Origin of the sequence: Serratia sp. PGPR-27 (assembly GCF_022678525.1) — a bacterium.
Lineage (GTDB): Bacteria > Pseudomonadota > Gammaproteobacteria > Enterobacterales > Enterobacteriaceae > Serratia > Serratia nematodiphila.
In genome coordinates, this window is sequence record NZ_JALBYS010000024.1 from 48,818 (window position 1) to 62,868 (window position 14,051).

The following is a 14,051-nucleotide window of genomic DNA, read 5'->3' on the forward strand; positions in this document are numbered from 1 at the left end:
CTCCTGCTATTGATTGAAAGGTTTCAGATCGACGCGCGCCATCATCGCGGCCAACTGGGGACGATCGGTCACGCCGACGTTGCTCTGGCTGACCGCCAGCGCCGCTACCGCCGTGGCCAGACGCAGAGTGTGCTCGCTGGATTCGCGCATCAGCAGGCCGTAAATCAGGCCGCCGACCATCGAATCGCCGGCGCCCACGGTGCTGACCACCTCACAGGACGGCGGTTTGGCGATCCAGGCGCCGGACGCGTTAACCCACAGCGCGCCTTCCGCACCGAGGGAGATAACCACGTGGGCGATGCCCTGCTCGCGCAGCGCATGCGCGGCCTCAACCACGTCCGCCAGCGCCGGCAGCGGGCGGCCGGCCCAGATTTCCAGCTCGCGGCGGTTCGGTTTGACCAACCACGGCGAGGCCTTCAGCCCGGCGACCAGCGCTTCGCGGCTGCTGTCGAAAATGATGCACGGGCACTTGGCGCGCAGCTGGGTCATCCAGTCGGTAAATGCGTCAGGATCGACGCCGGCCGGCAGGCTGCCGCTCACCGCCACCATGTCGAACTGGCCCAGCCAGCTCAGCGAGTCGCTGACGAAGCGATCCCAGTCCTGCGGCGTCACTTCGAAACCGGAGAAGTTGAAGTCGGTGACTTCGCCGTCTTTTTCCGTCAGCTTGACGTTGATGCGGGTACGGCCTGGCACCACCTGAAAGCGGTTGGCGATCCCCAGATCGCTGAACAGCAGCTGGAAACCGTCCTGATTGTCTTTGCCCAGGAAGCCGCCGACGGTGACGTCGATGCCTAAATCCTTCAACACCTTGGCGACGTTGATGCCCTTACCGGCGGCGTGCAGGCCGGCGGTTTTTACCCGGTTGACTTCCCCGCGTTCGATCTGCGGGCAGAAACCCACCAGATCGTACGCCGGGTTCAGGGTGATCGTTGCTACTCTTCTGCTCATGCTGCGCCCTCGCCCAGTCCTTCATTAATCGCTTCGCCAATCGCCTTCAGCGCGGCTTCAGCATCTTCTCCATTGGCGGTAAAGCGCAGGTGATGCCCTTTCTTCACGCCCAGCGCCACCACCTTCATCAGGCTGCGCCCGTTGGCCGGCTTGCCGCTGCCGTCCAGGTTGGTGACGGTGATGTCACTGTTGAAACTTTTGATCACGTTGACCAGCGCCGTGCCCGGCCGCGCGTGCAGACCGTGCTCGTTGCGGATCACGAACTCGGCGCTCAGCACGCTGCTCTCCTCAGCCACTTCGCTGGTCAGCAGCGCCAGCACGCCGGCGGCATCCGCCTTCAGCAAGCGTTCAGCTTTATTGGCCAGCAGCAGATCGCTGAGGTAGTTGAGCACCGCCAGCGGCTGCGCGTCGGCGACCGACACCGTCAGCAGCAGCGCCACCGGCTCGCCGTCTTCCACGAAAGCCTGCGCCGGGCGGCTGACGGTGGCCGCGCTGGCCAGGTTGCCTTCGACGCTGTCGCTCAGCCAGATGCCCTGCCCCAGGTTCAGCGGCTTGCGGGTGATGACATCGCTGACGAACTGCGCGTTGACCGCGCCGGCCTTTTGCAGCCGGCCGGCGTTCAGCGCCTGCAGCGTCATCAGGCTGTCGGCGGCGACGTCGAGCGCAATCAGCGAGACGTCGAACTGGAATTCGGCGCTCTGCTGCTCGCCCATCAGCAGGCTGCGCAGCTCTTCCGCAGAGGTGGTTTGTGCCAGCCGCTCCGCCACGCTGTCATCGCTCAGGACGTGGGTGAGCTGGCGCAGCAGCGCCAAATGCTCGTCGGAGCGGGCGGCGATGCCGATCGCCACATAGGCGGTCTGGCCTTCGCCCCACGCAATGCCCTGCGGGAACTGGAACACCTGCACGCCGGTTTTCAACACCAGATCGCGGGTATCGGTGGTGCCGTGCGGAATGGCGATGCCGTTGCCCAGATAGGTGGACGTTTGCAGTTCGCGCTGCAGCATGCCGTCCACGTAACCGGCGCTGACGCAGCCGGCTTCGGTCAGGGCGGCGGCCACCAGGTGGATGGCCTCTTGCTTACCGTCGGCAACGGCGCCCAGATGAATGTCTTGCGGTGACAACTGGAACATGATTCTCCTCTCCTGCTGAATTGAATCGTTTCAGCTTCATTGAGAAAAAGGAGCGTTATCCGTTCGTCATAAGCGGCCGGACAACGCTGAAACGTTTCAAGGAGTGTGTGAGCAGCACAAGGCGAAAGCAAGCTTTCTCCCTTTCGCCATTGCAGATTTTTGAGCTTACGCACACTTTTTCCGGCGTATTGGCCAGCGCCGGGGCAAAATGACATACTGTGCTGAAAGCTTGCTGACGGAGAAAAGCATGAACGTAGTGACAGGCGTCGGGGTGATCATCGTCAACCCGCAAGGCGAGATTTTGTTGGGCAAACGCTGCGGTTCCCACGCGCCCTTTTGGTCGATCCCCGGCGGGCATCTGGATGCCGGTGAAACCTTCGAGCAGTGCGCCCAGCGCGAAATCGCCGAAGAGACCGGGTTGCTCATCGACCCGCCGCGCTTTGTTGGCGTCAGCAACAATCTGCAAACCTGGCGCGCCGAAGGCAAACACACGGTGTCAATCTGCCTGCAGGTGGATCACCCCGGCGGCAACGCCGAGCTGAGAGAGCCCGAGAAATGCGCCGAGTGGCGCTGGTGCGCGCCTGAAGCCCTGCCGGAACCCCATTTCGAAGCCAGCCGCACCGCCATCCGCCTGTGGCTGAGCGGCCTGGCCTATTTGCCCACGGCCTGACCCATCGCGAGCGCGTGCTGCGCTCGCTTCCCCTGCCGCAGCGCCCTATCGCTATATAAATTGGAATATAACGCTATTTTTTGCGATATACGCCATTTTTTTGACTACGGATAACCCTATGGGGTTAACCCTCTTCTATCATTACCCCTGCAATCGACGTGGCATTCTGACCTCCGGTCGGCGGCCTTTTGGCAAGATTTTATTTTAAATTCATAATTATAAGCGGGTTTACCATGAGCAAAAAACTGACTGGCTTTGAAAAAAAGCGTCGGTGGGGATGGCTATGGCTTTTGCTGCTGGGGATTATCCTCGGCGCAGCGCTGTTGGCCGGGACCGCCACCGTCTTCCATAAAACCAGCGATACCGCCTTCTGCGTTTCCTGCCACACCATGCAACAGCCGCTGGCCGAATATCAGGGCAGCGTCCACTTCCAGAACACCAAGGGCATCCGCGCCGAGTGCGCCGACTGCCACGTGCCGCACCAGCCGATCGACTACCTGTGGACCAAGATCCGCGCGGTAAAAGACATCTACGGCGAGATGGTCGGCACCATCGATACGCCGGAGAAATACGAAGCGCACAAGCTGGCGATGGCACAGTCGGTCTGGAAGACGCTGAAAGAGAACGACTCGGCCACCTGCCGCTCCTGCCACAGCTACGACGCCATGGACATCACCGCCCAGCGCCCTGAGGCGCGCCTGCAGCACCCGGTGGCGATCAAACAGGGCGAAACCTGCATCGATTGCCACAAGGGCGTGGCGCATATCCTGCCGGACATGAGCGGCGAAACCCAGGCCGGCGCCGCCGAGCTGGCGAAGGCCGCGGCGCTGACCGCACCGGACGCCACCACCCTTTACACCATCGCCACCGAACCGTTCTTCCTCGGCGCAGACGACAGTCATAACGCCGGCAACCTGATGCCGTCCACCGAAGTGCAGGTGGTCAAGCAGGATGGCGACAAGGTGCTGGCCACCGTGAGCGGCTGGCAGCAGGACGGCGTCAGCGAAGTGTTCTACGCCGCGCAGGGCAAGCGCATCCTCAGCGTGCTGCTGGGTGAGGATGCGCGCCAACAGCTGAAGACCGCGTCGACTCAGACCGATGCGGAAACCGGCCTGGTCTGGCATCAGGTCTCTCTGCAGGTGTGGCTGCCGCGCAAGCAGCTGATCGACGATCAGCAAAAAATCTGGCGCTACGCCGCGGACATGATGTCGGCCAACTGCACCGGCTGCCACGGGCTGACCGCGCTCGATCGCTTCAACGCCAACCAATGGATCGGCGTCATCAAAGGCATGGCGCCACGCACCTCGCTGACGCAGGAACAGCTGCGCGTGCTGACGCAATACGTACAAAAACACGCCAGCGACATGCCACCTGCCGCACCGGCCAAGCTTTAAGGGAGAAGCGCAATGAGCAACCAACAACCGTTAACCATGAGCCGCCGCCGCTTCCTGACCGGCGCCGCCGCGCTGGCCGCCGCCCCGCTGCTGGCGGGCTTATGGCCCAAAGCGGCGCTGGCGCAGGCCATCAGCGAAGCGCTGCCGCAGTTCATCGTCTTGCGTCAGGCGCAAAAAGGCATTCTGACCGGCGCCCACTGGGGCGCGTTTGAGGCCATCGTGCAGGGCGGCAAGATGGTCGGCGTGCAGCCGGTGCAGGACGATCCGTATCCCAATGAGCTGATCACCATGGCGCCTTATCAGGTGCACGCCGAGAACCGCATCAAATATCCGATGGTGCGCAAAAGCTGGCTGGAAGGCGGCCCCGGCAGCCGCACCGAACTGCGCGGCCGCGACGAGTGGGTGCGCGTCAGTTGGGACAAAGCGACCGAGCTGGTGTGCAATGAGATCGTTCGCCTGCAGAAAGATCACGGGCCGCAGTCGATCTACGCCGGTTCCTATGGCTGGAAAAGCGTCGGCATGCTGCACAACAGCCGCACGCTGCTGCAGCGTCTGATGAACCTGACCGGCGGCTTCCTCGGCTACGCCGGCGACTACTCCACCGGCGCAGCGCAGGTGATCATGTCGCACGTGGTCGGCTCGATGGAGGTCTACGAACAGCAGACCGCCTGGCCGAACGTGATCGAGAACAGCGAGCTGGTGATCCTGTGGGGCTGCAACCCGATGGTCACGCTGAAAAACAGCTGGAACGTGCCGGATCACGTCGGCCAGACCGGCTTCGAGGCGCTGAAGAAGAAAGGCACCCGGGTGATCAGCATCGATCCGGTGCACAACGACAGCGCCAAGTTCGTCAATGCGCAGTGGATCGCCCCGCGCCCTTATACCGACGGCGCGATGCTGATCGGCATCGCCCACACGTTGCTGACCGAGAAGCTGCATAACCCGGACTTCCTGAAAACCTACACCGTCGGCTTCGACAAGTTCCAGGCCTACCTGCTGGGCGAGAGCGACGGCGTGGCGAAAACCGCCGAATGGGCGGCCGACATCAGCGGTGTCGATGCCGATACGCTGCGCGGACTGGCGCGCGAGATGGCGAAGCATCGCACCATGATCATGGGCGGCTGGGGCATCCAACGCCAGCACCACGGCGAGCAGCAGCACTGGCTGCTGGTGACGGTGGCGGCGATGCTCGGCCAGATCGGCCTGCCGGGCGGCGGCTTCGGCTTCAGCTATCACTATTCCTCCGGCGGCAGCCCGACCGCCAAGGGCGGCATCATCGCCGGCATCTCCGCCGGCAACGCGCCGAAGAACTCCCCGGCGCCGATCCCGGTGGCGCGCATCGCCGAATGCCTGAGCAACCCGGGCAAAACCATCGACTTCAACGGTGCCAAGGTCACTTACCCCGAGGTGAAAATGGTGTATGTGGCGGGCGGTAACACCTTCCACCAGCATCAGGACACCAATAACCTGGTCAAAGCCTGGCAGCGGCCGGACACCATCGTGGTCAACGAGCCTTACTGGACCGCCACCGCCAAGCATGCCGATATCGTGCTGCCGGCCACCACCAGCTACGAGCGCAACGATCTGGAAATGGGCGGCGACTATTCGCAGCTCTACGTGTTCCCGATGCATCAATGCGTGCCGCCGCAGCACGAGTCGCGTAGCGACTTCGACATCTTCTCGGCGATGGCGGCCAGGCTGGGCGTGCAGGAAGCCTTCACCGAAGGCAAGGATGAAACCCAGTGGCTGAAAGGCATGTACGACGACATGAAGAACCAGGCGCGCGCCGCGCGGGTGGCGCTGCCGCCGTTCGACATGTTCTGGCAATCCAACAACTACGTGCGCTTCCCGGTGCCGGAGGCCAATAAGCAGTGGGTGCGCTTCGCCGACTATCGCGACAACCCGCTGCTGAACCCGCTGGGCACGCCGTCGGGCAAGATCGAGATCTACTCCGACGCCATCGCCAAAATGCATTACGAGGATTGCCCCGGCATTCCGACCTGGATGCCGCCGCACGAGTGGTATCGCGGGCCGGAAGCGGCCAAATATCCGCTGTCGCTCAATACCGCGCACCCGACCAACCGGCTGCACTCCCAGCTCGATAACACGCCGCTGCGCGAGAAATACGCGGTAGCGGATCGTGAAGCGATCCTGATCCACCCGCAGGACGCGCAGCCGCGCGGCATCAGCGGCGGCGATCTGGTGCGGGCGTTTAACGATCGCGGTCAGATCCTGGTGGGCGCGGTGGTCAGCGAAGACGTGCGGCCCGGCGTGGTGCGCATCAGCGAAGGCGCCTGGTTCGATCCGGCCGATCCGGCGCAGCCCGGCTCGCTGTGCAAGAACGGCAACGTCAACTGCCTGACCTTCGACATCGGCTCTTCCAGCCTGGCGCAGGGCAACTGCGGGCAGATGGCGCAGCTGCAGATCGAGAAGTATCGGGGGCCGGTATTGAAAAATACCGCGCACGCGGTGCCGCAAGGCGCCTGATCCCGCGGTAAACAGAGGGCGCAACGCGTAATGCCGGTCAGTTAAGCCTGACCGGCATTTTTTTATCCAGTCTCAGTACGCGCCGTGCAAAAGGAATAGCCTTAAATATCCGGTATTTCTCTGCGACCGCCATGAACGGCACCTGGAGAGACAGCCACTACGCCGGTCCCCCACACCGTTCGGGGCGGCTGCGATGGCGGCAGGCACGACGCTGTGTCTGTGGCGGTTGAAAGACGCTTAAGGCGCGGTGTCCGCTTCCAGTCTGGCGAGGTAGATCAGCGCCTGATCGCGGTGATCGTGGCACATGTCGCGGCTCGGCTGCAGGCTGCCGCACACCTTCGGCCGCAGCGGCGAATGAAACAGGCCGCAGCGCAGCCGTTCATCCAGATGAATGCAGCGGGTATTGGCGGGCTTGCCGTTCGGCATGCCGGGGATCGGGCTGGATATTGACGGCGCGATACAGCAGGCGCCGCAGTCGCTGCGACAGTCCATCAGCGCTACTCCTGGTGGGCTGGGGGGAAAGAAGCGCGACAATAGCAGCCGCACGCGGCCACCGCCAGCAGAATCCCTGCGTCCCCGCGATCTTTACACTCATCGCTCTGCGCCGGCCGGCTGCACCCGATGGCGAATAAACGCCCAGCAAACCTTGATTTAAAGAAAAAAACGCGTGAAACGTGCAATTCCTTCACTTTACATGCGCCATGCGCCCATGTACTATTGAGCTAGTACAAAAGAACTTCTTCCCTCAGGAGCACACATGTCTACGGACACCATCCAGAAGCTGGCCCGCCCTTCCGTCCTCGGCGGCGCGATGATCATTGCCGGAACCGCCGTTGGCGCCGGCATGTTTTCCATTCCGATCGTCACTTCCGGTGTCTGGTTCAGCGGCTCCGTCGCGCTGCTGGTGTATACCTGGGCCTGCATGCTGCTGTCCGGCCTGATGATCCTCGAAGCCACGCTGCACTACCCGAGCGGCGCCAGCTTCAACACCATGGTCAAGGATCTGCTGGGCAAAGGCTGGAACGCCGTGAACGGCCTGTCGGTGGCGTTCGTGCTGTACATCCTGACCTACGCCTATATCTCCGCCGGCGGCTCGATCATCGCGCACACACTGGAGGGCATCGTCGGCGTCGGCCAGACTACCGCCGGCCTGGTGTTCGCGCTGGTGGTGGCGTTTATCGTCTGGCTCTCCACCCGCGCGGTCGATCGCCTGAGCACCATTCTGATCGGCGGTATGGTGATCACCTTCGTGATGTCGGTGGGCGACATGTTCACCCACGTGCAGCCCGCGGTGCTGTTCAACACCGGCGACGATCGGGCCAGCTATCTGCCTTACGCCCTGGCAGCGCTGCCTTACCTGCTGACTTCGTTCGGCTACCACGGCAACATTCCCGGGCTGGTGAAGTACTACCACAAGGACAGTGGCTCCGTGGTGCGCAGCCTGGTGTACGGCACCCTGCTGGCACTGGCGATCTACATCCTGTGGCAGTATGTGATTCAGGGCAATATCGCGCGCGACGCCTTCAAGCAGGTGATCGCCGAGGGCGGCAATATCGGCAGCCTGCTCAAGCAAATGGGCAACGTCTCCAGCAGCCAGACCGTCAGCCAACTGCTGAACGCCTTCTCCTATATGGCGCTGGCCAGCTCGTTCCTCGGCGTGTCGCTGGGCCTGTTCGATTATCTGGCGGACTTCTGCAAGTTCAAGGACGACGCCGTCGGGCGCAGCAAGACCGCGCTGGTGACCTTCGTGCCGCCGACCCTGGCCGCGCTGCTGTTCCCGAACGGTTTCCTGTACGCCATCGGCTTCGCCGGGCTGGCGGCCACCGTCTGGGCGGTGATCGTGCCGGCGCTGATGGCGCGCGCCAGCCGCCGCCGTTATCCGCAGGCCGGTTACCGTGCACCGGGCGGCAACGGCGTGATCCTGTTCGTCATCCTGTTCGGGTTGATCAACGCCGCCGCGCATATTCTGTCGCTGTTCGGCCTGCTGCCGGTCTTCCAGTAATCCCCGACGGGAGGGCTGCCGCCCTCCCTTTCCCGCACTGTTTTTGCGCCGGGCTATTGCCTGAAATCGGCGGCGCGAGTACCTTGTCGCAACTTCTCTAATACTCTTCATTGCGGATGAATTGAAATGGCAAGAGCTAACGAAATTAAACGCGGCATGGCGATCAGCTACAACGGCAAGCTGCTGCTGGTAAAAGATATCGACGTGCAGAGCCCGAGCGCCCGCGGCGCCAGCACCCTGTACAAAATGCGCTTCTCCGACGTGCGCACCGGCCTGAAAGTGGAAGAACGCTTCAAGGGCGACGATATCCTGGACACCATTTCCCTGTCGCGCCGCAAGGTGAACTTCTCCTATATCGACGGCGAAGAATACGTGTTCATGGATGACGAAGACTACACCCCGTACATTTTCAAGAAAGACCAGATCGAAGACGAGCTGCTGTTCATTCCGGAAGGCGGCCTGCCGGGTATGCAGGTGCTGACGCTGGATGGCCAGGTGCTGGCGCTGGAGCTGCCGCAGACCGTGGATATGGAAATCGTCGAGACCGCGCCGGGCATCAAAGGCGCTTCCGCCAGCGCCCGCAACAAACCGGCCACCATGGCGACCGGCCTGGTGATCCACGTGCCGGAATACCTCAGCGCCGGCGACAAAATTCGCATTCATATCGCCGAACGCCGCTACATGAGCCGCGCAGACTAGTCGCGCCTACGGGGCCGATACTCGGCCCCGTTTCATTTTCCGCTACGGCAATTCCGGGAAAAAGCGCCGCTTGAGCGCCAGCTCGACGCCGCGCAGCTCCGCCAGCCCTTTCAACCGCCCGATGGCCGAATAGCCCGGATTGGTTTTCTTTTTCAAATCGTCCAGCATCTGATGCCCATGATCGGGGCGCATCGGGATCGGCCGCCGATCGCCCGCCCGCTGCCGACGCAGTTCTTCGGTCAGGATCGCTTCGATCACCGCCACCATGTCAACATCGCCCTGCAGATGCGCCCCCTCGTGGAAGCTTTTCGGGTTCTCCTCGCGGCAGGTGGCGCGCAGGTGGGTAAAGTGAATGCGATCGCCGAAGGTTTCAATCATCCGCACCAGATCGTTGTCGGCGCGCACGCCGTAGGAACCGGTGCACATGGTGAAGCCGTTATGAATGCTGTCGACGGTCTGCTTCAGCCACTGCATGTCTTCGATCGTGGAGACGATGCGCGGCAGGCCGAGGATCGGCCGCGGCGGATCGTCGGGATGCACCGCCAGCCGGATGCCGGCCTCTTCCGCCACCGGCACGATGGCGCGCAGAAAGACCGCCATGTTTTCGCGCAGTTGCGCCTTGTCGATGCCGTCGTATTCCGCCAGGCGGCGACGGAACTGCTCCAGCGTGTAGCCTTCTTCCGCACCCGGCAGCCCGGCGATGATGTTGCCGGTCAGCGTGGCTTTCTCCTCCTCGCTCATGGCGGCGAAATAGGCCGCCGCCTGACTGCGCTCTTGCGCCGTATAGTCCGCCTCGGCGCCGGCGCGCTGCAGGATGTGCAGCTCGAACGCGGCGAAGGCTACCTGATCGAAACGCAGCGCTTTGGAACCGTCCGGCAGCGGATAGGCCAGATCGGTGCGCGTCCAGTCGAGGATCGGCATGAAGTTGTAGCAAACGGTGTCAATGCCGCAGGCCGCCAGATTGCGCAGTGACTGCTGGTAATTGGCGATGTACCGCCGCCAGTCGCCGCTGTGGGTTTTGATCTCCTCATGTACCGGCACGCTCTCCACCACCGACCACACCAGCCCCTTTTCCGCCAGCAGCGCCTGCCGCGCGCGGATCTCGTCGATCGGCCAAACTTCGCCGTTCGCAATATGGTGCAGCGCCGTGACCACCCCGGTCGCCCCGGCCTGACGCACGTCATCCAAAGAGACCGGATCGTTCGGGCCATACCAACGCCATGTTTGTTCCATGTTGTGTCCTTATGCCTGTCTCGCATCGCGATGTTGTTATACCAGTTTAATTTAGATGTCAGCTATCTTTAACTTACTCTTTCGCCGCGCGCTGTCAAAATTGAACCGTTCATTGGTTGATCCGCTTCACGATTCTGGCTTATTTTGGCCTGACCAATTCCCTTAACCTGCCGGCAACTTTAGACTGGTGGCAGTTTTTTATCGCCGGCGCCCCGCTGTCCATGCGTCGGCAAACTGGTCCGCTAACTTGGCGCAAGTGGCCCGCCAGCTGTCTACTCGCTTTGGAGATGAGATGAATACGATCGCCAACACCCCGCTGCCGGGCACCGTCCGGCAACCGAATTATGATCGCCGGGCCCTGCGCAGCCGCATCGTGCACCTGGGTTTCGGCGCGTTCCACCGCGCGCATCAGGCGCTGCTGACCGATCGGGTGCTGAACGCCCACGGCGGCGACTGGGGCATTTGCGAGATCAGTCTTTCCGGCGGCGTGCCGCTGTTTGAGGCGCTGCGGCAACAGGATCATCTGTACAGCGTGCTGGAGAAAGGCGCGGACGGCCATCAGGCCATCGTGATCGGCGCGGTGCATGAGAGCCTGCACCGCAAACTGGAGGGCATCGCCGCGGTGCTGGAGAAGCTGGCCGAACCGCAGGTGGCGATCGTCTCGATGACCATCACCGAAAAAGGCTACTGTATCGAGCCCGGCAGCGGACGGCTGGACCGACAGCATTCGGGGATCGTCGCCGATCTGGCGTGGCCGCATCAGCCGCAGACCGCGCCCGGCATTTTGGTGGAAGCGTTGCGGCTGCGGCGCGAACGCGGCCTGTCCGCCTTCTCCCTGCTTTCCTGCGACAATATTCCGGAGAACGGCCACGTGTTGCGCCGGGCGGTGCTCGATCTGGCGCAGGCGCGGGATCCGTCGCTCGCCGACTGGATCGCCACCGCCGCCACCTTCCCCTGCACCATGGTGGATCGCATCGTGCCGGCCGCCACGCCGGCCACGCTGGATGAGATCGCCGCCGCGCTGGGCGGCGTGCGCGACGAATGCGCCATCGCCTGCGAGCCCTTCATTCAATGGGTGGTGGAAGACAACTTCACCGCCGGACGCCCGGCGTGGGAGTTGGCCGGCGTCCAGTTGGTCAGCGATGTGCTGCCGTTTGAACACATGAAGCTGCGCATGCTGAACGGCAGCCACTCGTTCCTGGCTTACTTAGGCTACCTGGGCGGCTACCGCTATATCAACGAGTGCATGGCGGATGAGCACTACCGCCGCGCCGCCCTGCGGTTGATGCTGGACGAACAGGCGCCAACGCTGAGCGTCACCGGCATCAGCCTGCCCGATTATGCCGCACAGCTTATCGCGCGCTTCAGCAATCCGGCGCTGCAACACCTTACCTGGCAGATCGCCATGGACGGCACGCAGAAGCTGCCGCAGCGGCTGCTGGATGCCGTGCGCTGGCATCTGCGGCACGGCGGCGACTATAGCGGGCTGGCGCTGGGCGTGGCGGGCTGGATGCGTTACGTCGGCGGCGTCGATGACGCCGGTGAGCCGATCGACATTCGCGATCCGCTGGCAGACCTGCTGCAGCAGACGATCGCCGCAACGCAGGACGATCGACGGCGCGTAGCGGCGCTGTTGGCGTTGAAATCGGTATTCGGCGAAACGCTGGCGGCGCATGCGGCGTTTAGCGAAGCGGTGACGCAAGCCTATTTATCGCTGCGCGATCGCGGCGCGCGTGAAACGGTGAAGGAGTGGGTAATGCGGTGAGGAGCCTGCAGGGCCGAGAATAACCATGCCGGCGTAACGTTACGCCGGCATGGCGGAACGACTTAACGATAAACGACCGTCATAACAGCGAGTTTCTTCTGTTGGTCTACCCACTTCATTTCGGTTGTGCCTAGATTTAGCGGAAGTTCTTTGCGTGTAGTATCAAAACCTGACAACGCTTGCTGGGCCTGATAATGCTGGCCGTTGCGGTAACATTGCGTATTCGCCTTAGAATCTGCAATCTTGACCGTGCAAGGACTTTCAACGATAGAGCCGACGAAGCGAATTACCCCGCCGGCCACTCCTGCCTGACTCACTGCCGTCCATGAAAACAACATTCCTACGATCAAAAATAACCGAAAGGTATTCATGGCAACCTCATTTTTAGTTAAGCCAATTTAACCATAGAGGATCTTGTTAGGAATAATCGCAAGGAAAGGGACGAGATCTGATCGTTAATCTCGTCATTAACAATGTAAAAACAAGCTACTAACAAAAGTTAACCGCATCTAATACAGGGTTTTATCTAAGAATTTTCTTGTTATAAACGGTGGATTTTGTCGGTTGAAAAGCGCATGGTGACGTGCAAAATTTGCGAGATAGAGCACAAATTAAATCGCGGCCATTTCACCGACACGGCTGCGTAACTCATTTATTAAGCAGGTTAATTTTTGCGCCAGGAATTATTAATGACCAAAACCAATTTGATTACCGGTTTCCTCGGCAGCGGCAAAACCACCACTATCCGCCATTTTCTGGCTCATAAGCCCGAACATGAACGCTGGGCGGTATTGGTCAATGAATTCGGCGAGATCGGCATCGACGGCGCGCTGCTGGCAGACAGCGGCGCGGTGCTCAAAGAGATCCCCGGTGGCTGCATGTGCTGTGTCAACGGCCTGCCGATGCAGGTGGGCTTGAATATGCTGTTGCAGCAGGCCAAACCGGATCGGCTGCTGATCGAGCCGACCGGGCTCGGGCATCCGAAACAAATCCTGTCGCTGCTGACCCAGGAGAGCTATGCCGGCTGGATCGATCTGCAGGCCACCCTGTGCCTGCTGGATGCCCGCCAGCTCAGCCAGCCGCGCTACCGCGACAACGAAAACTTCCGCGATCAGCTGGCCGCGGCCGACATTATTTTGGCCAGCAAAAGCGATACCTACCGGCCGGAAGACAGGCTGGCGCTGGAGGCCTGGAAGGCGCAAGACCCGCTGCAGCGGCCCTGCTACGCCATCGCGCAAGGCGAAGCGGATGTCGCGCTGTTGTCACTTCCTCGCACAAATCGTACAGAATTGCCGGACGCGCAGCATCATCATGGTCAGGCGAAAAAGCAGGGGCTGGCGGCGCTGCGGCTGCCGGAGCACGCCCGCTGGCGGCGAGCGTTGAATGAAGGGCAAGGCTTCACCAGCTGCGGCTGGATTTTTGACGGCGATACCCGGTTCGACACCGTCGGCTTCATGGAATGGGTGCGACTCGCGCCGGTCGAACGCGCCAAAGGCGTGGTACGCATCCCCGAAGGCACATTGCTGATCAATCGTCAGGGGCAGGATCTCAACATCGAAACCCGCCCGGTCGCGCCGCTCGACAGCCGAATTGAGCTTATCCACAGCGAAAATGCCGACTGGAACGCCCTGCAATCCGCCTTGTTTAAGATTCGTTTAAGTTAGACCCCGTACCGTTGCCCCCCGGTTGCCGCAGGGCTGCCGGGTTTTATTTCGTTTTCATT

Annotated in this window: 12 protein-coding genes; 7 read left to right on the top strand and 5 right to left on the bottom strand. The window is 61.8% G+C overall.

The features are described 5' to 3' along the window. Window positions 1–6: 6 nt before the first annotated feature. Window positions 7–948, bottom strand: a complete 942-nt coding sequence (fruK, locus tag MMS95_RS14630) for a 1-phosphofructokinase (protein WP_004935702.1) — start codon at window positions 946–948, stop codon at window positions 7–9. Beyond that, window positions 945–2,078 carry a fused PTS fructose transporter subunit IIA/HPr protein gene (gene fruB, locus MMS95_RS14635; RefSeq protein WP_015378524.1) on the bottom strand — a complete coding sequence of 378 codons (1,134 nt, stop codon included), beginning with the start codon at window positions 2,076–2,078 and terminating at the stop codon, window positions 945–947. The genes fruK and fruB overlap by 4 nt, the downstream gene beginning before the upstream one ends. Window positions 2,079–2,325: 247 nt before the next feature. On the opposite strand from fruB, the gene MMS95_RS14640 reads away from it, so the two are divergent. From MMS95_RS14640 to torA, 3 genes are all read left to right on the top strand, one after another. Next, complete coding sequence (locus MMS95_RS14640; protein WP_004935707.1) at window positions 2,326–2,748, top strand: NUDIX domain-containing protein; 423 nt, start codon at window positions 2,326–2,328, stop codon at window positions 2,746–2,748. A 233-nt stretch (window positions 2,749–2,981) separates the two neighbouring features. Further along, a complete protein-coding gene (locus tag MMS95_RS14645) occupies window positions 2,982–4,142 on the top strand; it encodes a NapC/NirT family cytochrome c (RefSeq protein ID WP_031300724.1) in 1,161 nt (386 codons plus the stop codon). Between the two features lie 12 nt (window positions 4,143–4,154). Continuing rightward, on the top strand, window positions 4,155–6,629 hold the full coding sequence (torA, locus tag MMS95_RS14650; RefSeq protein ID WP_242141850.1) for a trimethylamine-N-oxide reductase TorA: 2,475 nt from the start codon (window positions 4,155–4,157) through the stop codon (window positions 6,627–6,629). A 237-nt stretch (window positions 6,630–6,866) separates the two neighbouring features. Here the strand turns inward: torA and MMS95_RS14655 are convergent, their stop codons facing one another. After that, window positions 6,867–7,121: a YkgJ family cysteine cluster protein gene (locus MMS95_RS14655; protein ID WP_015378527.1), complete on the bottom strand. Its 255-nt coding sequence runs from the start codon at window positions 7,119–7,121 to the stop codon at window positions 6,867–6,869. Between the two features lie 265 nt (window positions 7,122–7,386). On the opposite strand from MMS95_RS14655, the gene mtr reads away from it, so the two are divergent. Both mtr and yeiP read left to right on the top strand, forming a co-directional pair. Continuing rightward, window positions 7,387–8,631, top strand: a complete 1,245-nt coding sequence (gene mtr, locus MMS95_RS14660) for a tryptophan permease (RefSeq protein WP_118891850.1) — start codon at window positions 7,387–7,389, stop codon at window positions 8,629–8,631. 126 nt (window positions 8,632–8,757) lie between these two features. After that, a complete protein-coding gene (gene yeiP / locus MMS95_RS14665; RefSeq protein ID WP_004935725.1) occupies window positions 8,758–9,330 on the top strand; it encodes an elongation factor P-like protein YeiP in 573 nt (190 codons plus the stop codon). 42 nt (window positions 9,331–9,372) lie between these two features. Here the strand turns inward: yeiP and uxuA are convergent, their stop codons facing one another. Continuing rightward, window positions 9,373–10,563: a mannonate dehydratase gene (uxuA, locus tag MMS95_RS14670; RefSeq protein WP_004935728.1), complete on the bottom strand. Its 1,191-nt coding sequence runs from the start codon at window positions 10,561–10,563 to the stop codon at window positions 9,373–9,375. 292 nt (window positions 10,564–10,855) lie between these two features. On the opposite strand from uxuA, the gene MMS95_RS14675 reads away from it, so the two are divergent. Further along, window positions 10,856–12,328, top strand: a complete 1,473-nt coding sequence (locus MMS95_RS14675; RefSeq protein WP_088381789.1) for a fructuronate reductase — start codon at window positions 10,856–10,858, stop codon at window positions 12,326–12,328. A gap of 62 nt (window positions 12,329–12,390) precedes the next feature. Here the strand turns inward: MMS95_RS14675 and MMS95_RS14680 are convergent, their stop codons facing one another. After that, window positions 12,391–12,699 (bottom strand): type 1 fimbrial protein, encoded by a 309-nt coding sequence (locus MMS95_RS14680; protein ID WP_004935734.1) that lies wholly within the window; start codon window positions 12,697–12,699, stop codon window positions 12,391–12,393. A gap of 318 nt (window positions 12,700–13,017) precedes the next feature. Here MMS95_RS14680 and MMS95_RS14685 point away from each other — a divergent pair, with 318 nt between their 5' ends. Further along, window positions 13,018–13,992 carry a GTP-binding protein gene (locus tag MMS95_RS14685; protein WP_242141852.1) on the top strand — a complete coding sequence of 325 codons (975 nt, stop codon included), beginning with the start codon at window positions 13,018–13,020 and terminating at the stop codon, window positions 13,990–13,992. The last annotated feature ends 59 nt before the right edge of the window (window positions 13,993–14,051 follow it).